This is a genomic window from Azospirillum sp. ST 5-10, from assembly GCF_051225715.1.
Lineage (GTDB): Bacteria > Pseudomonadota > Alphaproteobacteria > Azospirillales > Azospirillaceae > Azospirillum.
This window is the reverse complement of the sequence record NZ_JBPJSP010000002.1, coordinates 233,534-251,005: the sequence shown is the minus strand read 5'-3', so window position 1 is coordinate 251,005 and position 17,472 is coordinate 233,534. Positions and strand designations below refer to the sequence as shown.

Sequence of the window (17,472 nt, the reverse complement as noted above, 5' to 3'; positions counted from 1 at the left end):
CACCTTTGGGCAAGGGCGGGGTGGCCACGGCCGCCCCGGGGCTCGAAAAAGGCGGGGTGGCCGAGGCCACCCCGAGGTCGTCAGCCGAGGATCGGGGGGAGAGGCGCCGGCGTCAACGGGCGCGGCCTTCCTTCCACGCCTGGATCAGCGCGTCGTAGGCGATCGTCTCGCCCTTGGGCTTCTCGTTCTCCAGCTTCGGCTTGGGCGCGCCCGGCTGGTCGAACCAGAAGCTGGCGTCCTGCTCCTTGTTCAGCTTCGGCCCGCACTCGCCCTGCACGCCGGCGCGCTCCAGGCGGGCCATGACGGCGTCCTGGGCCTCGGCCAGGCTGTCCATCGCCTGCTGCGGCGTCTTCTCGCCGGTCACCGCCTCGGCGACGTTCTGCCACCACAGCTGCGCCAGCTTGGGATAGTCGGGCACGTTGGTGCCGGTGGGGGTCCAGGAGACGCGCGCCGGGCTGCGGTAGAACTCGACCAGCCCGCCGAGCTTCGGCGCCATCTCGGTCATCGCCTGGGTCTGCAGATCCGACTCGCGGATCGGCGTCAGGCCGACCATGGTCTTCTTCAGCGAGGTCGACTTGGCCACGGTGAACTGGGCGTAGAGCCAGGCCGCCTTGCGGCGCTCCAGCGGCGTCGACTTCAGGAGCGTCCAGGAGCCGGTGTCCTGGTAGCCGAGCTTCATGCCCTCCTCCCAGTAGGCGCCGTGCGGCGACGGCGCCATCCGCCATTTCGGCGTGCCGTCGGCGTTGACCACCGGCAGGCCCGGCTTGGTCATGTCGGCGGTGAAGGCGGTGTACCAGAAGATCTGCTGGGCGACGTTGCCCTGGGCGGGGACCGGGCCGGCCTCCGAGAAGGTCATGCCCTGGGCCTCGGGCGGGGCGTACTTCTTCAGCCAGTCGATGTACTTGGTGAGCGCGTAGACCGACGCCGGCCCGTTGGTGTCGCCGCCGCGCTTGACCGAGGAGCCCGCGGGGTTGCAGCCCTCGACGCGGATGCCCCACTCGTCCACCGGCTTGCCGTTGGGCAGCCCCTTGTCGCCGGCGCCGGCCATCGACAGCCAGGCGTCGGTGAAGCGCCAGCCCAGCGACGGGTCCTTCTTGCCGTAGTCCATGTGGCCGTAGACCCGCACCCCGTCGATCTCCTTCACGTCGTTGGTGAAGAAGTCGGCGATGTCCTCGTAGGCCGACCAGTTCATCGGCACGCCGAGATCGTAGCCGTACTTGGCCTTGAAGCGCTCCTTCAGGTCGGGGCGGGCGAACCAGTCGGCGCGGAACCAGTAGAGGTTGGCGAACTGCTGGTCGGGCAGCTGGTAGAGCTTGCCGTCGGGGCCGGTGGTGAAGCTCTTGCCGATGAAGTCGTCGACGTCGAGGGTCGGCAGGGTGACCTCCTTGCCCTCGCCGGCCATGAAGTCGGACAGCGGCACCACCGCGCCGTAGCGGAAATGGGTGCCGATCAGGTCGCTGTCGTTGACGTAGGCGTCATAGACGTTGCGGCCCGACTGCATCTGCGTCTGCAGCTTCTCGATGACGTCGCCTTCCTGGATCAGGTCGTGCTTCAGCTTGATGCCGGTGATCTCGCTGAAGGCCCGGGCCAGCGTCTTGGCCTCGTACTCGTGGGTGGTGATGGTCTCGGAGACGACGTTGATCTCCATGCCGCGGAACGGCTCGGCCGCCTTGATGAACCAGTCCATCTCCTTCATCTGCTCCTCCTTGGAGAGCGACGAAGGCTGGAACTCCTGGTCGATCCAGCGCTGGGCGGCGGCGCGGAACTGTGCGACGTCCTGCGCCGACACCGGACCGGACGCCAGAAGCACGAAGCCCAGCGTGCCCGCCAGCACCGTGCCGGCGAGGGTGCGCCGCAGCTTCCTCCCGTGAACAACCGTCATCTTCTGTTTCCTCCTTGAACGGGTTATGGGGTGTGGTTTCTTGTTTTGGTTGACCAGCGCCCGGGGGTCACCCGTAGCGCATCACGGCGATCATCCAGACGAGCGACAGGGCGAGCGCCCACCACAGGCTGGCGTCCGCCAGCACCAGCCAGCCCAGGTGCAGATAGGCGCTGCCGAGCAGGCCGATGAACAGCCGGTCGCCGCGCGTCGTCGGCATCGGCAGCAGGCCGCGGCGTTCCACCGAGGGCGACAGCGCCTGCCACACGGTCATGCCCGCCAGCATCAGCGCGATGGTGGCGAAGAAGGCGGCGGTCGGCCAGGTCCAGGCCATCCATTCCATGGGGCCTCTCTCCTCACACGCGGCCGAGGGCGAAGCCCTTGGCGATGTAGTTGCGCACGAACCAGATCACCAGCGCCCCCGGCACGATGGTCAGCACGCCGGCCGCCGCCAGCAGGCCCCAGTCCATGCCGGCGGCGCTCACCGTGCGGGTCATGGTGGCGGCGATCGGCTTGGCCTCCACCGCCGTCAGGGTGCGCGCCAGCAGCAGCTCAACCCAGCTGAACATGAAGCAGAAGAAGGCGGTGACGCCGATGCCGGCGCGGATCTGCGGCACGAAGATCGTGGCGAAGAAGCGCGGGAAGCGGTAGCCGTCCATGTAGGCCATCTCGTCCAGCTCGCGCGGCACGCCGGACATGAAGCCCTCCAGGATCCACACCGCCAGCGGCACGTTGAACAGGCAATGGGCGAGCGCGACGGCGACCGGCGTGTCGAACAGGCCGATGGTCGAGTAGAGCTGGAAGAACGGCAGCAGGAACACCGCCGGCGGCGCCATCTTGTTGGTCAGCAGCCAGAAGAACAGGTGCTTGTCGCCGAGGAAACGGTAGCGCGAGAAGGCGTAGGCCGCCGGCAGCGCCACGGTGAGCGAGATCACCGTGTTCAGCACCACGTACTGGATCGAGTTGATGTAGCCGGAGTACCAGCTCGGGTCGGTGAAGATGGTGACGTAGTTCTGCAGGGTCGGGTCGCGCGGGTACAGGGTCAGGCCGGAGAGGATCTCCTCGTTGGTCTTCAGCGACATGTTGACCATCCAGTAGATGGGCAGCAGCAGGAAGACGACGTAGGCGACGAGGACCAGGGTGCCGCGCGACACGCCGACCTTGGCGGCCGCCGGGCGGCGGGGGGCGGCGACGGCGGCCGCGGCGTGGGACTGGACGGTCATGGCTTGTCCCCCGTGCCGACGGTGGTGAGGACGGTGTAGAAGACGTAGGAGAACAGCAGCACGATCAGGAAATAGACCAGCGAGAAGGCGGCCGCGACGCCGAGGTCGAACTGCCCCACCGCCATCCGCGTCAGGTACTGGCTGAGGAAGGTGGTGGCGTTGCCGGGGCCGCCGCCGGTGACGACGAACGGCTCGGTGTAGATCATGAAGCTGTCCATGAAGCGCAGCAGCACGGCGATGATCAGCACGCCGCGCATCTTCGGCAGCTCGATGTGGCGGAACACCGACCAGCGCGACGCGCCGTCGATGCGCGCCGCCTGGTAGAAGGCCGGCGGGATCGCCTGCAGCCCGGCGTAGCACAGCAGCGCCACCAGCGAGGTCCAGTGCCAGACGTCCATCACCAGCACGGTGAGCCAGGCGTCCAGCGGGTCGCCGGTGTAGTTGTAGTCGACGCCCAGCGCCTGGATCGCCGCACCGCCGAGGCCGATGTCGCCGCGCCCGAAGATCTGCCAGATCGTGCCGACGACGTTCCACGGGATCAGCAGCGGCAGCGCCAGCAGCACCAGCGCCAGCGAGGTGCGCCAGCCCTTGCCCGTCGGCATGGACAGGGCGACCAGGATGCCCAGCGGGATCTCGATCGCCAGAACCGCCAGCGAGAAGAGGATCTGGCGCAGCAGCGCGTCGTGGAGGCGCTCGTCGTTCAGCACCTTCTCGAACCATTCCGTGCCGACCCAGTAGGCCTGGCCGGGGCCGAAGATGTCCTGGACGGAGTAGTTGACCACCGTCATCAGCGGGATGACGGCGCTGAAGGCCACCAGCGCGAACACCGGCAGCACCAGGAACCAGGCGCGGTTGTTCCAGGGCTTGTCCATGCCCTTCCCCTCCCCAATGGCGGAGCCCTTCGCGAGCCCTCGTTCCCTCACGTCGGGCGGGCGATCGCCCCCGCCCTCCCCACCTTCGCTCACGCCGCCAGGCGGCCGTCGCGGTAGAGCCGCGTCCAGTCCGGCGGGAAGCGCAGCGCCGCGTCGGTCGGCACCGGCTGCTCCTCGCCGACCTTCACCTTGACCGCGCGCGTGCCGAGGCGCGCGGTGACGATCTTGTGCGTGCCCAGATGCTCCACACCGGCCACCGACACCGGCACCGACCCGGGCTTGCCGGGCGCCGCCAGCTCCAGGAACTCCGGCCGGATGCCCAGCTCCCAGGCGCCGTCGCCGCGCGCCACCCGCTCGGTCGCGCCGGGGCGCAGCGGAATGGCGACGCCGTCGACCCAGGCGTGGTCGCCCTCCAGGGCGCAGGGCAGCAGGTTCATCCCCGGGCTGCCGATGAAGTAGCCGACGAAGGTGTGCTGCGGCGCCTCGAACAGCTCCTGCGGCGTGCCGAGCTGCACCACCTGCCCCTCGTACATCACCGCCACCCGGTCGGCGAAGGTCAGCGCCTCCACCTGGTCGTGGGTGACGTAGATGAGCGACAGCCGGAACTCCCGGTGCACCTCGCGCAGCTTGCGGCGCAGGCGCCACTTCATGTGCGGGTCGATGACGGTGAGCGGCTCGTCGAACAGGATCGCCGCCACGTCGGAGCGCACCAGGCCGCGCCCCAGCGAGATCTTCTGCTTGGCGTCCGGCGTCAGCTTGCGGGCGCGCCGGGCGAGGTCCGGCGTCAGCTCCAGCAGCTCGGCCACCTGCCGCACCCGGCGGTCGACGTCCACCCCGGCGACGCCGCGGTTGCGCAGCGGAAAGGCCAGGTTCTCGTAGACCGTCATGGTGTCGTAGATCACCGGGAACTGGAACACCTGGGCGATGTTGCGCCGCTCCGGCGAGAGATCGGTGACGTCGCGGCCGTCGAACAGCACCTGGCCCTCGCTGGGGGTGAGCAGGCCGGAGATGATGTTGAGCAGGGTCGTCTTGCCGCAGCCCGACGGCCCCAGCAGGGCGTAGGCGGCGCCGTCCTCCCAGGTCATGGAGAAGGGGCGCAGCGCGTAGTCCTGCGGGCCGCGGGGGTCGGGCCGGTAGGAATGGGCGAGGTTGCGCAGGTCGATGGTCGCCATGGCTCAGGCCACTCCCTTGAGGCGGCTGGGCAGGCTGCGCGGGGCGGCGAGCAGGCGGCCGTCCGGCGCGAAGACGAAGACGCGGGTGGGATCGACGTAGACCGGGATGGTGTCGGCGATGGCGTGGGCGTGCACCCCGTCCTCCTGGGCCACCAGCGGCACGCCGTTGTGGACGACGTGGACGAAGGTCTCCGAGCCGCTGATCTCCGCCAGCTCCACCCGCGCCTCGATGGGCACCAGGTGCTCGGCGCGGCGGACCACCGACAGGTGGTTGGCGCGCACGCCGATCCGGCAGGGGCCGCTGGGCAGGCCGCGGTCGTGGGCGGCCAGCGGCAGCCGGGTGCCGTCGCTGAGCGCCACCCCGTCGCCCGTCAGGATGCCGTCGACGAAGTTCATGGGCGGGTCGCTGAAGATGGCGCCCACCGCCGTGTCGGCCGGCCGGTTGTAGACCTGGAGCGTCGGCCCGAACTGGAGCAGCCGGCCCTCGTGCAGCACCGCCGTGTTGCCGCCGAGGACCAGCGCCTCCGCCGGCTCGGTGGTGGCGTAGACGACGATGGTGCGGCGCTCGGCGAACAGCTCGCGCAGCTCCTCGCGCAGTTCCTCGCGCAGCTTGTAGTCCAGATTGACCAGCGGCTCGTCGAGCAGCAGCAGGCCGGCGTCCTTGACCAGCGCGCGGGCGATGGCGGTGCGCTGCTGCTGGCCGCCGGAGAGCTGCGACGGCAGGCGGTCGAGCAGCCCCTCGATGTGCAGCATCCCGGCCATGCGGTGCACCCGCCGGGAGATCTCGTCCTGGGGCAGGCCCTGGCGGCGCAGCGGCGAGGCGATGTTCTCGAAGACCGTGAAGGAGGGATAGTTGATGAACTGCTGGTAGACCATCGCGACGTCGCGCCGCCCCGCCCCCAGCCCGGTGACGTCGCGCCCGTCGTCGAGGATGCGGCCGGCGCTCGGCCGGTCCAGCCCGGCGATCAGGCGCAGCAGGGTCGTCTTCCCCGCCAGGGTGCGGCCCAGCAGCACGTTGAAGGAGCCGGGTTCGAGGTCGAGCGACATCCCGTCGATGTGCGTCTCGCCGCCGACCGTCTTGGTGATCCCGTCCAGCCTGAGGGTCATCGCCGCCCTCCCATGGAGCTCTGCACCAGCGGGGCGTCGTCGGCCCGGCGGTGTCCGTCGATCCAGGCGGCGACCGCCTGCCGGCCCGCCGCGTCGAGATGGAGGCCGAGCTTGCTGCGCCGCCACAGGAAATCGTCGCCGCCGCGCACGAACTCCGCCGCGACGGCGTAGTTGAGTTCCGCCTCGTACACGTCGCCGGCGACGCGGACGCCGAGGTCGGCCAGGGACGCCGCCCCGTCGAGCAGCCGGTCGACGCGCGTCCCGTAGGCCCGCGCCCAACGCCGCGCCATGCCCGCCGGCAACCAGGGATAGCGCGCGCACAGCCGCTCGAGGAAGCGGTCGAAATCGGCGTCGGGCAGGTCGCCGCCGGGCAGGGGCGCCGCGGCGGTCCAGCGCGGGGCCGAACGGCCCATGGCCTTCTGCAGCATCTCCACCGCCTCCTCGGCGAGGCGGCGGTAGGTGGTGATCTTGCCGCCGAAGATCGACAGGAGCGGCGCCCTGCCCTCGCCCGCGTCGAGGTCGAGCACGTAGTCCCGCGTCACCGCCGAGGCGCTGCCGCTGGCGTCGTCGTAGAGCGGGCGCACGCCCGAATAGGTCCACACCACCCGGTCCGGCGTCACCGACTGCCGGAAATACTGGGAGACGACGCGGCAGAGATAGGCGATCTCGCCGTCGTCGATGGCGACCGCGCCGGGATCGCCCTGGTAGTCGACGTCGGTGGTGCCGATCAGGGTGAAGTCGCGCTCGTACGGAATGGCGAAGACGATGCGGCGGTCGTCGTTCTGGAAGATGTAGGCGTGGTCGCCCTCGAACAGCCGCGGCACGACGATGTGGCTGCCCTTGACCAGGCGCACCGTCGCCCGCGCCTGGGCGCCGAGCCGGGTGTTCAGCACCTCCGCCACCCACGGCCCGGCGGCGTTGACCAGGGCGCGCGCCCGCACCGTGCGGCGCACGCCGGTCTCGCCGTCCTCCAGCACCGCCTGCCACAGCCCGGCGTCGCGCCGCGCCTCGACGCAGCGGGTGCGGGTCAGCACGGTGGCGCCGCGCTCGCCGGCGTCCATGGCGTTCAGCAGGACCAGCCGGCTGTCCTCGACCCAGCAGTCGGAGTATTCGAAGGCCGTGCGGAAGCGTTCGGCCAGCGGCGCGCCGGCGGGGTGGCTGCGCAGGTCGAGACCCTTGCAGCCGGGCAGCCGCTTGCGCCCGCCGAGGTGGTCGTAGAGGAACAGGCCGAGACGCAGCATCCAGGCCGGGCGCATCGACCTGTCGTGGGGCAGCACGAAGCGCATGGGCCAGACGATGTGCGGCGCCAGCGCCAGCAGCACCTCGCGCTCCACCAGCGCCTCGCGCACCAGCCGGAACTCGTAATATTCGAGATAGCGCAAGCCCCCGTGGATGAGCTTGGTGCTGGCCGACGAGGTGGCGCTGCCCAGGTCGTTCTGCTCGCACAGGAGCGTCGTGAAGCCGCGGCCGACCGCGTCGCGGGCGATGCCCGCTCCGTTCACGCCCCCGCCGATGACGAGCAGGTCGGTGGGCTGCTGGCCGGGCGCGCCGGTTGGGGCCGTGTCCGCGATCGCCGTCATTTTCGTTCACACGCGTTTGCTTTCGTTTTCGAACGCTATGGTGATCCTGATTGTTCGTAAAGCGGTTTTTGCCACGCTATAACGAAAATCATAACCACCCCGGCGGTCCTGTGCCGTCGTTTGCGCCATCGCCGAATGCCTGCCGTGCCCGCGCCGCAATTGCAGGGGTCATAAGCGGTCTGCTATAGTAACTTAAATTGTATGGTTATTTGTGCGGCGCGACGAAAGCGAACGGGCCCCATGAAGCGGACTTGCCCTGCCTCCGGCATCGTCGCGTGGGCCGCAGCGCTGCTGGCGGCGGCGCTGCTGGCGGCCCCGCCGCCGGCCGCCGCGGCGGCGGACCGGCCGGCGCACGAGCCGATCCTGCCGCTGCCGGCCCCGGCGGACATCGACCGGGCCAAGGCGGAGCTCGGACGACGGCTGTTCGCCGATCCCATCCTGTCGGCGGACGGCACGGTGAGCTGCCGGTCCTGCCACGACCTGGCGCGCGGCGGCGCCGATCCCGAAGCCACGGCCGTCGGCATCGGCGGCGCCCGCGGCGCCGTCAACACCCCGACCGTCTACAACGCGGCGCTGAACCTCGCCCAGTTCTGGGACGGCCGCGCCCGCACGCTGGAGGAGCAGGCGGGCGGCCCCATCACCAACCCCCTGGAGATGGGCGGCACCTGGCCGGACGTGCTGGACCGGCTGCGGGCGTCGCCCCACCGCGACGCGTTCCGCGCCGCCTTCGGCACCGAGCCGAGCGAGGCCGCGGTGCGCGAGGCGCTGGCCGAGTACGAGCGCACCCTGATCACCACCGGCTCGCGCTTCGACGCCTGGCTCGCGGGCGACGGCGGGGCCCTGACGGCGGACGAGCGCACGGGGTACGCCCTGTTCAAGTCGTACGGCTGCGCCTCCTGCCACCAGGGCGCCGCCGTGGGCGGCAACATGTTCCAGCGGTTCGGCTTCTTCGGCGACCTCTTCGCCGACCGCGGCGCCGAGCGGCCGGCCGACCTCGGCCGCTACGCGGTGACCGGCCGGGCCGACGACCGCCACGTCTTCAAGGTGCCGAGCCTGCGGCTGGCGGTTCACACCGCGCCCTATTTCCACGACGGCAGCGTCGCCACCCTGCCCGAGGCGGTCCGCCTGATGGGACGCTACCAGCTCGGGCACGAGATCCCCGACGAGGACGTCGCGCTGATCGTGCAGTTCCTCGGCACCCTGCCGGGCACCTTGGCGGAGGACGGGCCATGAACCGCTTCTCGCTCTCGGCCGGCCTGGCGTTCGCCCTGGCGATGACGGTGGCCGCCGGCCTGCTGGTCTTCATGGCCGACCGCGGCGCCGACGCGCGCCGCCACGCCGAGGCGCTGGCGACCCTCGACCGCCTCGGCCACGTCGAGACCAGCCTCGACCGCGATCTCCTGGAGGTGGTCGCCGGCATCCTGGCGCACTACGACACGCTGGTGCAGCACGCCGGCGCGCTCCACACGCTGGGCGACCGCCTCGCCGCCGCCCCCGCCGACTTCCCGCCGGAGCTGACCGAAGCCTACCGCCGGCGCGTCGCGGCGAAGCTGGACGCCGCCGAGCGCATCAAGGGGACGGCGGCCTTCGTGCGCAACGAGGTCAACTACCTGCCGTTCCAGATCGCCCGCTACGGCGAGCGCGGGCGGCCGGACGTCACCCGGCGCCTGCAGCAGGCGCTGATCGGCGAGCTGGCGGGGGCACCGCCCGACGACGGCGGCGCGCTCGCGGCCGCCATCGACGACGGCGACGGCCTGGGCCACGTCACCATGCACCTGCGCGCCCTGCGCGAGCAGAGGCGGGCGCTGACGCAGGCCATCGACGCCTATTTCGCCATCGACGCCCACGCCGCGCTGGAGCGGCTGCGCGGCCGCTATCTCGCCGGCTACGCCGAGCGGCAATGGTGGTCGCGGACGATCACGGCCGTGCTCGGCGGCCTCACGCTGCTGCTGTTCGGCGGCCTCGGCTGGTCGATCCTGCGCCTCGGCATCGCCCACGCGCGGGTGCGCGAATCCGAGGCGCGGTTCTCCACCATCTTCCAGGCCTCGCCGGAGCCGGTCGCCATCGTCGACTGGGCGGACGGCACCATCGTCGACGTCAACGGCGCGTTCGAGCGCGCCACCGCCTTCTCCCGCGGCGAGGTGCTCGGCCGGCCGTTCCGCACCGTCGCCCCCGACGGTGACGGTGGCGGCGACGGTGGCGGCGGCGACGAGGCCGTGCCCACCGCCGGCCTCCCCGCCGGCGGCGAGACCCGGTTCCTCCGCAAGGACGGCGGGGACTTCACGGCGCTCGCCTCCGTCGACCTCGCCCGCATCGCCGGGCGGACCTGCGGCATCGTCGTCGCCCGCGACATCACCGACCGCATCGCCGCCGAGCGCAACGCCCGCATGGCCGACAGCGTGTTCGAAAGCGCGCACGAGGGGATCATCATCACCGACGCCGACGGGACGATCCTGCGGGTCAACCCGGCGTTCAGCCGCATCACCGGCTACGCCCCGGCGGAGGTGGTCGGCGCCAACCCGCGCCTGCTCAACTCGGGCCGCCACGACCGCACCTTCTACCGCGACCTGTGGACCACCATCACCACGGCGGGGCACTGGACCGGCGAGGTGTGGAACCGCCGCAAGAACGGCGAGGTCTATCCGGAGTGGCTCAGCATCTCGGCCGTGCGCGACGCCGCCGGCACGGTGGGCCGCTTCGTCGCCGTCTTCACCGACATCTCCACCGTCAAGCACCAGGAGGAGGCGCTGCGCCGGCTCGCCCACCACGACGCGCTGACCGGGCTGCCCAACCGCGTCCTGCTGGCCGACCGGATGGACCTCGCCATCGCCCGGGCGCGGCGCGCCGGCAAGACGGTGGCGGTGTGCTACCTCGATCTCGACGGCTTCAAGCCGGTCAACGACGGCCACGGCCACGTCGCCGGCGACGCCCTGCTGATCGAGGTCGCCCGGCGCATCGCCGCCGTCCTGCGCAGCGGCGACACCCTGGCGCGGCTCGGCGGCGACGAGTTCGTCGTCCTGCTCCCGGACCGCGACGGCGCCGAGGAGTGCGGCGCCGCCCTGGCCCGCGTCCTGGCGGCGGTCGCCGAGCCGGCCCCCCTGCCGGGGCGGGACGCCGAGGTCCGGGTCACCGCGAGCATCGGCGTCAGCCTGTTCCCCGACGACGAGGGCGACCCCGACACGCTGCTGCGCCACGCCGACCAGGCGATGGTCCAGGCCAAGCAGGCCGGCCGCAACCGCTACCAGTTCTACGACGCCGACCGGGACAACCGGGTGCAGGCCTACCGCGAGACGGTGGCCGCACTGCGCCACGCCATCGACGCCGGCCAGTTCACCCTGTTCTACCAGCCCAAGGTCAACATGCGGCTCGGCCAGGTGATCGGCGCCGAGGCGCTGATCCGCTGGAACCACCCGGAGCGCGGCCTGCTGCTGCCCGGCGACTTCCTGCCGCTGGTCGAGGAGAGCGGGCTGGAGGTGGCGATGGGCGAGTGGGTGGTCGCCGCGGCGCTGGCCCAGATGACGACGTGGCAGGGGGCGGGGATCGGCCTGCCCATCAGCGTCAACATCACCGCCCGCCACCTGCTGTGCCAGGACTTCGCCGAGCGGCTCGGCGCGCTGCTGGCGGCGCACCCCGACCTGCCGCCCGACCGCCTGCAGCTGGAGGTGCTGGAAACGGCCGCGCTGGAGGACATCGCCCGCGCCCGCGCCGTCCTGCGCTCCTGCCGCGAACTCGGCGTCTCCCTGGCGCTGGACGATTTCGGCACCGGCTACTCGTCGCTCACCTACCTGCGCCATCTGCCGGTGCAGACGCTGAAGATCGACCAGTCCTTCGTGCGCAACCTGCCGCACGACCCCGAGGACCTCGCCATCGTCGAGAGCGTCATCGTGCTGGCCAAGGCGCTGAACCGGACGGTGCTCGCCGAGGGCGTGGAGTCGGCCGAGCACGGCCGGCGGCTGCTGGATCTCGGCTGCGAGCTGGCCCAGGGCTACGGCATTTCCCGGCCGATGCCGGCCAACGACCTGCCCGGCTGGCTCCCCTCCTGGCGGCCCCATGCCTGCTGGACCGGGGGCGAGCGCGTGCCGGCGTGACCGTCACGCCGCGGCGACGTGCACCCGGCAGCCGCTGGCCGCCACCACCTCGGCCATGTCGGCGGGCGGCGGGCGGTCGGTGAAGAGATCGTCGATCTCGCCGATGTGGCCGAGACGGATCATCGCGCTGCGGCCGAACTTGGTGTGGTCGGTGACCAGGAAGACGCGGCGCGCGTTCTCGATGATGGCGCGGGCGACGCGCACCTCGTCGTAGTCGTAGTCGAGCAGGTCGCCCTCCTCGTCGATGCCGCTGATGCCGATGATGCCGATGTCGACCTTGAACTGGCGGATGAAGGCGATCGTCGCCTCGCCGACGATGCCGCCGTCGCGCTGGCGCACCGGGCCGCCGGCGATGTCGACGCTGAAGCTCGTCTTGGTGTGCAGGATGTTGGCGACGTTGAGGTTGTTGGTGATGACCCGGAGCCCGCGGTGGTCGAGCAGGGCGTGGGCCACCGCCTCGGTCGTCGTGCCGATGTTGATGAAGAGCGAGGCGTCGTCCGGCACGTGCTCCGCCGCCAGGGCGGCGATGCGCCGCTTCTCCTCGGCCATCAGCATCTGCCGCGTGGCGTAGGCGACGTTCTCGACGCTCGACGGCACGGTGACGCCGCCGCGGAAGCGCCGCACCAGCGACTGCGACGACAGCTCGTCGATGTCGCGGCGGATGGTCTGCGGCGTCACCCCGAAATGGTCGGCCAGCCATTGCACCTGCAGGATGCGCCGCTCGCGCACCAGGGAGACGATCTGCTGCTGGCGGAAGGTGGCGTCCATGGGCGGGTCCGGGCGAGGCGTGAGCGTCGACGACCCTGCCCTTTGCGAACATCAACGGTCAACAACGAACCCGCAGCCACGGGCGCGGCCGGCCGCGGCCCCGGCTGCGGCGCCGGGCGCCGGGCGCCGTGTCCGCGGGAACGCGGATCGGCGCACTGGCGTTCACGCCACGCCCACCCTCAGAACCCGACTCGTCCGATCGAAGCCCCGCCGTCGACGTGGATCGTCTGGCCGGTGATGAAGCCCGCCTCGTCGGACAGCAGAAAGGCGATCGCCGCGGCGATGTCCTCCGGCCTGGCGAAGCGGCGCATCGGCACGCCCGCGAGGTAACGCGCCTCGCCGACGCTGCCCGGCGGATTGTTGGCACGGAACAGCTCGGTTTCGGTCGGGCCCGGCGACACGGCGTTCACGGTGATGCCGTCGCCCGCCAGCTCGAGCGCCCATCCGCGCGCGAAACTGACCAGCGCCGCCTTGGCGGCCGCATAGGCGGTGCGTTCGACCGCACCGAGCACGGTGAGGCTCGACACGTTGACGATCCGGCCCCAGCCGCGCGATTTCATCCCCGGCAACGCCGCCTGCGCCGCCGTCAGCGCGGGATGGAGATTGACCCGCATCACATCCTCCAGCGCCGTCAGCTCGACCGCGCCGAGCGGTTGCGGCCGCACGAGTCCGACGTTGTTGACCACGCCGTCGACGGCATGGCGTGCGACGATGTCCGAGAGCGCGGCGGGCGCCGCCGCGCTCGCCACGTCGAGTGCGTAGAGGGTTCCGGGGAAGTGTCCGGCGGCGTTTCGCGCGACGCCGACGACGGCGTGGCCGCCCGCGGCCAGCCGGTGCGCGAGCGCCAGGCCGATGCCCTTGCTCGCGCCGGTGATCAGGAAACTGCGCTGCATGATCGGTCTCCGGCCCCGCTCCGGCATGGCGCGGGGCTCTTGTCGAACGGGGTCAGACGGCGGCGGCGCGGGCACCGCGCAGCGCCGGGAGCAAGTCCTCGGGATCGGGCCGGCGGGTGTAGTCCGGGTTGACCTCGGCGTAGAGGATCGTCCCGTCCTGCCCGATCACGAAGCGCGCCGGCATGGGCAGGGTCCAGCTCGGGTCGCCGTTGAACGCAGCCAGATCGTTCTTCAGCCCCTTGTAGAGCGCGACCAGATAGTCGGGCAGCGCGAAGCGCAGGCCGAAGGCGGCGGCGACGTCGTTGTTCGGGTCCGACAGGATCGGAAACTGCAGGGCGTTCTGACGCACCGACTTGCGGCTGTTGGCGGCCGTCTGGGGCGAAATGGCGACCAGACCGGCGCCGAACGTCTGGAAGGCGGGCAGTGCCGCCTGCAACGCCTGCAGTTCCATGTTGCAATAGGGGCACCAGACACCGCGGTAGAAGCTGACCACCAACGGCCCCTTCGCCAACAGCTCGGCGGAGGACACGGCGTTGCCGTCGGGGTCCTTGAGCGTGAATTCCGGAGCCTTGTCTCCGGCCTTGAGCGCACGGGCGGCGGCGCCCGAGGCGACCAGTTCGGCGGTGGCGCGACGCATCGTCTCGATCACCGAACGGGGAACGCTGTAGGGCGGCTTGCCCGCTTCGAAATCGGCCTTGAAGGCGTCGAGCTTGTCCTGAAGCGACATGGACATGTCCTTTGTCGAGAGGGATGGGGGGTGGGTCAACCGTTCGTGACCGCGGAACAGGCGACGTCGGAGCGGCGCCGGCCCGGCAGTGCGTCGAGCCGATCGAGCATGCGGTCCGTCCTGGCGGTGGCACGCCCGTCGATGTCGCGCTTCCATGCCGCGAACGCGTGTTCTTCGATCATCTTCCGGTTCCCCTTGCCGGCGTCGCCGCCGATGGGAGAGTCTTCTCCATTCCGGGCCGCGTAGGGCAGATGGCCCGGAGCGATAACGTTAATTCCCAAATGGAATGGCGATGGACCGGTTGCAGGCGATGACCGCCTTTGTGCGGGTGGTGGAGAACGGTTCCTTCTCGGGCGCGGCCCGGCAACTCGGGGTGGGCCAGCCGGCGATCTCCAAGACGATCGCGCAGTTGGAGGAGCGGTTGCAGGTGCGGCTGCTGCTGCGTTCGACCCATGGGCTCACCCCCACCGAGGCGGGGCTGCGCTTCTACGAGCGCGCACGGCTCGCCATCCGGGAAGCGGACGAGGCGGAGCTGGCGGCGCGGGGAGCGGGAGCCGGGCTGTCGGGGCGGCTGCGCGTCTGCGCCGCGACCACCTTCGCCCGGCTGCTGATCGTGCCGCGCCTACCCGCGTTCCTGGCCCGCCACCCCGCGCTGGACATCGACGTGGTCCTGGACGACCGGGTGATCGATCTGGTCGCCGAAGGGATCGACGTCGCGCTGCGCATGGGCACGCTGGCGGACTCGGCGGCGGTCGCGCGGCGGGTTGCCAGCGGAGGCCGGTCCGTGGTGGCCACGCCGGCCTATCTCGCCCGCGCGGGGGTGCCGCAGACGCCCGCCGACCTTGCCGATCACGACGCCGTGGTCTACAGCCAGCTCAGCAACAGCTGGGCCTTTCGACGGGGTGCCACCGAAGCGTCGGTCGTGGTGCGCGGCAGGCTGCGGGTCAGCGCGGCGGAAGGAATTCGCGCGGCGGTGCTGGCCGACATGGGTCTGGCGGTCGCGTCCGACTGGATGTTCGGTCCGGAGCTGGCCAGCGGTGCGGTGCGGCGGGTGCTGGAGGACTGGACGCTGCCGCCCATCGATCTCTGGGCGGTTTTCCCCACCGGCCGGCTGGCGAGCACCAAGGCGCGGGCCTTTGCGGATTTCGTCGAAGGCGTCATGGACGGTGGGGAAGCGCCGCCCCCGGACCGACCGTGTTGACGCCCGGCCGTCCCCCGCACGACGGCCGACGGTTCCGCACGCCGGCCTGGCGTCGGCCGGCCCGCCTTCAACGCCCGCGCCCCTCGTCGCCGGCCAGCGCGGCATCGACCGCCGCCTCGGCGTGGATGGCGGTGGTGTCGTAGAGCGGGACCGGGCTGTCCGCCGGACCGACCAGCAGCATGATCTCGGTGCAGCCGAGGATCACGGCCTCGGCGCCGCGCTCCGCCAGCCGGCCGATCACCGCGCGGTAGGCCTGCCGGGAGGCCGGCTCGACGCGGCCCTGCACCAGCTCGTCGTAGATCACGCGGTGGACGAGCGCGCGGTCCGCGGCGTCGGGCACCAGCACCTCCAGCCCGTGGCGGTCCGCCAGCCGGCCTTTGTAGAAGTCCTGCTCCATGGTGAAGGCGGTGCCGAGCAGGCCGACCGTGCGGAGGCCGGCGGCGCGGATGCGCGCGGCGGTGGGATCGGCGATGTGCAGCAGGGGCACGGCGATCGCCGCCGCCACGGCCTCGGCCATGCGGTGCATGGTGTTGGTGCAGATCAGCACGAGATCGGCGCCGCCGCGCTCCAGGCGCCGCGCCGCGTCGATCACCCGCTCCGTCGCCTCGTCCCACCGGCCGGCGTGCTGCAGGGATTCGATCTCGGCGAAGTCGAACGACCACATCAGACAGCGGGCGGAGTGGACGCCGCCGAGCCGGTCGCGCACCCGCTCGTTGATGATCCGGTAATATTCGGCCGAGCTTTCCCAGCTCATGCCGCCGATCAGGCCGATCACCTTCTGCGTCACGGTCGCGCTCTCCTGCAGTGAACGGTCGCCGGGGACCGGACGCCCCACTATGCACCAGCCGGGCGCCGGAGCGATAAGCCCCGCCGATCGGTGCCATCGAGCGTTCGGATTTCACCCGCCGGCCGATCCCCCGTAAGCACGGGGGGGCAACACCCATCCGGCACGGAGAGCGAACCGTCATGAACCGTCGAACCATCCTGCGCGGCGCCCTGCTGGGCCTCGGCATCGGCCTGGGATTCGGCCCGGGCACCGTCCCGCCGACCGCGGCCGGCAGCCCGCCGGCGGTGGCCGCCGCCTACGCCCAGGCGGCCGACATCTACCGTTTCCCCCTCGGCGACCTGGTGATCACGGCGCTGTCCGACGGCACGGTGCCGCAGGACCTGCACCGGCTGCTGCTCGACACCACCCCGTCGGCGGTCGACCGGCTGCTCGACCGGTCGTTCCTGAGCAACCCGGTCGAAGCCTCGATCAACGCCTTCCTCATCGAGGACGGCGAGCGGCGCATCCTCGTCGACACCGGCGCGGGCGCGCTGTTCGGCCCGGGCAACGGCGGCAAGCTGCCGGACAGCCTGGCCGCCGCCGGGACGGCGCCGGAAGACGTCACCGACATCCTGATCACCCACGTCCACACCGACCACAGCGGCGGCCTGGTCGTCGACGGACGGATGGCGTTCCCCAACGCGACGGTCCATGTCGGGGCGCCGGACCTCGCCTTCTTCCTCGACGCGGCGAACGCCGAAAAGGCCGGCTACGACCGCCGTTACTTCGACGAGGCGGCGGCGACCATCGGCGTCTACGCCAAGGCCGGCAAGGTGGCGACCTTCGGCGACGGCGCCACGGTCCTGCCGGGGATCGTGGCGACGCTGCACCCCGGCCACACGCCGGGCAGCGCCTTCTTCACCGTCACCAGCGCCGGACGCTCCATCGTCTTCATCGGCGACGTCATCCACGTCGGCGCGGTGCAGTTCCCCGACCCGGCGACGACCATCGTCTACGACGTCGACCCGGCCGAAGCGGCGGCGGCGCGCCGGGCGGCCTTCGCCGCCTTCGCCGACCGGCGCCAGCTCGTCGCCGCCCCCCACCTCCCCTTCCCCGGCGTCGGCCACATCGGCCGCGACGGCGACGCGTACCGCTGGCATCCGCTGGAATACCGCAACCGCGCCGGCCGGTAGGCC

At 71.5% G+C, this 17,472-nt stretch carries 16 protein-coding genes; 4 read left to right on the top strand and 12 right to left on the bottom strand.

Features of this window, described 5'->3' with window-relative positions; genetic code table 11:
* Window positions 1–112 precede the first annotated feature (112 nt).
* From ACSBPG_RS03480 to glpD, 7 genes are all read right to left on the bottom strand, one after another.
* The gene (locus ACSBPG_RS03480) at window positions 113–1,882 is read right to left on the bottom strand and encodes an ABC transporter substrate-binding protein (protein WP_435535714.1); all 1,770 of its coding nucleotides are present in this window, start codon (window positions 1,880–1,882) and stop codon (window positions 113–115) included.
* 67 nt (window positions 1,883–1,949) lie between these two features.
* A complete protein-coding gene (locus ACSBPG_RS03475; protein ID WP_435535713.1) occupies window positions 1,950–2,222 on the bottom strand; it encodes a DUF2160 domain-containing protein in 273 nt (90 codons plus the stop codon).
* Window positions 2,223–2,235: 13 nt separating this feature from the next.
* On the bottom strand, window positions 2,236–3,102 hold the full coding sequence (locus tag ACSBPG_RS03470; protein ID WP_435535712.1) for a carbohydrate ABC transporter permease: 867 nt from the start codon (window positions 3,100–3,102) through the stop codon (window positions 2,236–2,238).
* Window positions 3,099–3,974 (bottom strand): carbohydrate ABC transporter permease, encoded by an 876-nt coding sequence (locus ACSBPG_RS03465; RefSeq protein WP_435535711.1) that lies wholly within the window; start codon window positions 3,972–3,974, stop codon window positions 3,099–3,101. The genes ACSBPG_RS03470 and ACSBPG_RS03465 overlap by 4 nt, the downstream gene beginning before the upstream one ends.
* Window positions 3,975–4,063: 89 nt before the next feature.
* Complete coding sequence (locus ACSBPG_RS03460; protein WP_435535710.1) at window positions 4,064–5,146, bottom strand: ABC transporter ATP-binding protein; 1,083 nt, start codon at window positions 5,144–5,146, stop codon at window positions 4,064–4,066.
* Between the two features lie 3 nt (window positions 5,147–5,149).
* Entirely contained in the window at window positions 5,150–6,253 is a 1,104-nt protein-coding gene (locus ACSBPG_RS03455; RefSeq protein ID WP_435535709.1) for an ABC transporter ATP-binding protein, read from the bottom strand.
* Window positions 6,250–7,833 (bottom strand): glycerol-3-phosphate dehydrogenase, encoded by a 1,584-nt coding sequence (gene glpD, locus ACSBPG_RS03450; RefSeq protein ID WP_435535708.1) that lies wholly within the window; start codon window positions 7,831–7,833, stop codon window positions 6,250–6,252. The genes ACSBPG_RS03455 and glpD overlap by 4 nt, the downstream gene beginning before the upstream one ends.
* Window positions 7,834–8,073: 240 nt before the next feature.
* Between glpD and ACSBPG_RS03445 the strand changes: the two genes are divergently transcribed.
* Both ACSBPG_RS03445 and ACSBPG_RS03440 read left to right on the top strand, forming a co-directional pair.
* The gene (locus ACSBPG_RS03445) at window positions 8,074–9,066 is read left to right on the top strand and encodes a cytochrome-c peroxidase (RefSeq protein WP_435535707.1); all 993 of its coding nucleotides are present in this window, start codon (window positions 8,074–8,076) and stop codon (window positions 9,064–9,066) included.
* Window positions 9,063–11,921 (top strand): EAL domain-containing protein, encoded by a 2,859-nt coding sequence (locus ACSBPG_RS03440; protein WP_435535706.1) that lies wholly within the window; start codon window positions 9,063–9,065, stop codon window positions 11,919–11,921. The genes ACSBPG_RS03445 and ACSBPG_RS03440 overlap by 4 nt, the downstream gene beginning before the upstream one ends.
* Before the next feature lie 3 nt (window positions 11,922–11,924).
* Here the strand turns inward: ACSBPG_RS03440 and ACSBPG_RS03435 are convergent, their stop codons facing one another.
* From ACSBPG_RS03435 to ACSBPG_RS03420, 4 genes are all read right to left on the bottom strand, one after another.
* A complete protein-coding gene (locus tag ACSBPG_RS03435) occupies window positions 11,925–12,689 on the bottom strand; it encodes a DeoR family transcriptional regulator (RefSeq protein ID WP_435535705.1) in 765 nt (254 codons plus the stop codon).
* A gap of 179 nt (window positions 12,690–12,868) precedes the next feature.
* Window positions 12,869–13,582 carry an SDR family oxidoreductase gene (locus ACSBPG_RS03430; RefSeq protein WP_435535704.1) on the bottom strand — a complete coding sequence of 238 codons (714 nt, stop codon included), beginning with the start codon at window positions 13,580–13,582 and terminating at the stop codon, window positions 12,869–12,871.
* 52 nt (window positions 13,583–13,634) lie between these two features.
* Window positions 13,635–14,309, bottom strand: a complete 675-nt coding sequence (locus ACSBPG_RS03425) for a peroxiredoxin-like family protein (RefSeq protein WP_435535703.1) — start codon at window positions 14,307–14,309, stop codon at window positions 13,635–13,637.
* 35 nt (window positions 14,310–14,344) lie between these two features.
* Window positions 14,345–14,491: a hypothetical protein gene (locus ACSBPG_RS03420; protein ID WP_435535702.1), complete on the bottom strand. Its 147-nt coding sequence runs from the start codon at window positions 14,489–14,491 to the stop codon at window positions 14,345–14,347.
* A gap of 110 nt (window positions 14,492–14,601) precedes the next feature.
* Between ACSBPG_RS03420 and ACSBPG_RS03415 the strand changes: the two genes are divergently transcribed.
* Entirely contained in the window at window positions 14,602–15,510 is a 909-nt protein-coding gene (locus tag ACSBPG_RS03415; RefSeq protein ID WP_435535701.1) for a LysR substrate-binding domain-containing protein, read from the top strand.
* A 67-nt stretch (window positions 15,511–15,577) separates the two neighbouring features.
* Here the strand turns inward: ACSBPG_RS03415 and ACSBPG_RS03410 are convergent, their stop codons facing one another.
* Entirely contained in the window at window positions 15,578–16,297 is a 720-nt protein-coding gene (locus ACSBPG_RS03410) for an aspartate/glutamate racemase family protein (protein ID WP_435535700.1), read from the bottom strand.
* 179 nt (window positions 16,298–16,476) lie between these two features.
* On the opposite strand from ACSBPG_RS03410, the gene ACSBPG_RS03405 reads away from it, so the two are divergent.
* The gene (locus ACSBPG_RS03405; RefSeq protein ID WP_435535699.1) at window positions 16,477–17,469 is read left to right on the top strand and encodes an MBL fold metallo-hydrolase; all 993 of its coding nucleotides are present in this window, start codon (window positions 16,477–16,479) and stop codon (window positions 17,467–17,469) included.
* Window positions 17,470–17,472: the final 3 nt, after the last annotated feature.

Coding starts and splice junctions, on each gene's coding strand:
- ACSBPG_RS03480 (WP_435535714.1), bottom strand. CDS start 1,882: ATGACGGTTGTTCACGGGAGGAAGCTGCGGCGCACCCTCGCCGGCACG.
- ACSBPG_RS03420 (WP_435535702.1), bottom strand. CDS start 14,491: ATGATCGAAGAACACGCGTTCGCGGCATGGAAGCGCGACATCGACGGG.
- ACSBPG_RS03475 (WP_435535713.1), bottom strand. CDS start 2,222: ATGGAATGGATGGCCTGGACCTGGCCGACCGCCGCCTTCTTCGCCACC.
- ACSBPG_RS03460 (WP_435535710.1), bottom strand. CDS start 5,146: ATGGCGACCATCGACCTGCGCAACCTCGCCCATTCCTACCGGCCCGAC.
- ACSBPG_RS03455 (WP_435535709.1), bottom strand. CDS start 6,253: ATGACCCTCAGGCTGGACGGGATCACCAAGACGGTCGGCGGCGAGACG.
- ACSBPG_RS03445 (WP_435535707.1), top strand. CDS start 8,074: ATGAAGCGGACTTGCCCTGCCTCCGGCATCGTCGCGTGGGCCGCAGCG.
- ACSBPG_RS03435 (WP_435535705.1), bottom strand. CDS start 12,689: ATGGACGCCACCTTCCGCCAGCAGCAGATCGTCTCCCTGGTGCGCGAG.
- ACSBPG_RS03425 (WP_435535703.1), bottom strand. CDS start 14,309: ATGTCGCTTCAGGACAAGCTCGACGCCTTCAAGGCCGATTTCGAAGCG.
- ACSBPG_RS03430 (WP_435535704.1), bottom strand. CDS start 13,582: ATGCAGCGCAGTTTCCTGATCACCGGCGCGAGCAAGGGCATCGGCCTG.
- ACSBPG_RS03465 (WP_435535711.1), bottom strand. CDS start 3,974: ATGGACAAGCCCTGGAACAACCGCGCCTGGTTCCTGGTGCTGCCGGTG.
- glpD (WP_435535708.1), bottom strand. CDS start 7,833: ATGACGGCGATCGCGGACACGGCCCCAACCGGCGCGCCCGGCCAGCAG.
- ACSBPG_RS03440 (WP_435535706.1), top strand. CDS start 9,063: ATGAACCGCTTCTCGCTCTCGGCCGGCCTGGCGTTCGCCCTGGCGATG.
- ACSBPG_RS03470 (WP_435535712.1), bottom strand. CDS start 3,102: ATGACCGTCCAGTCCCACGCCGCGGCCGCCGTCGCCGCCCCCCGCCGC.
- ACSBPG_RS03405 (WP_435535699.1), top strand. CDS start 16,477: ATGAACCGTCGAACCATCCTGCGCGGCGCCCTGCTGGGCCTCGGCATC.
- ACSBPG_RS03415 (WP_435535701.1), top strand. CDS start 14,602: ATGGACCGGTTGCAGGCGATGACCGCCTTTGTGCGGGTGGTGGAGAAC.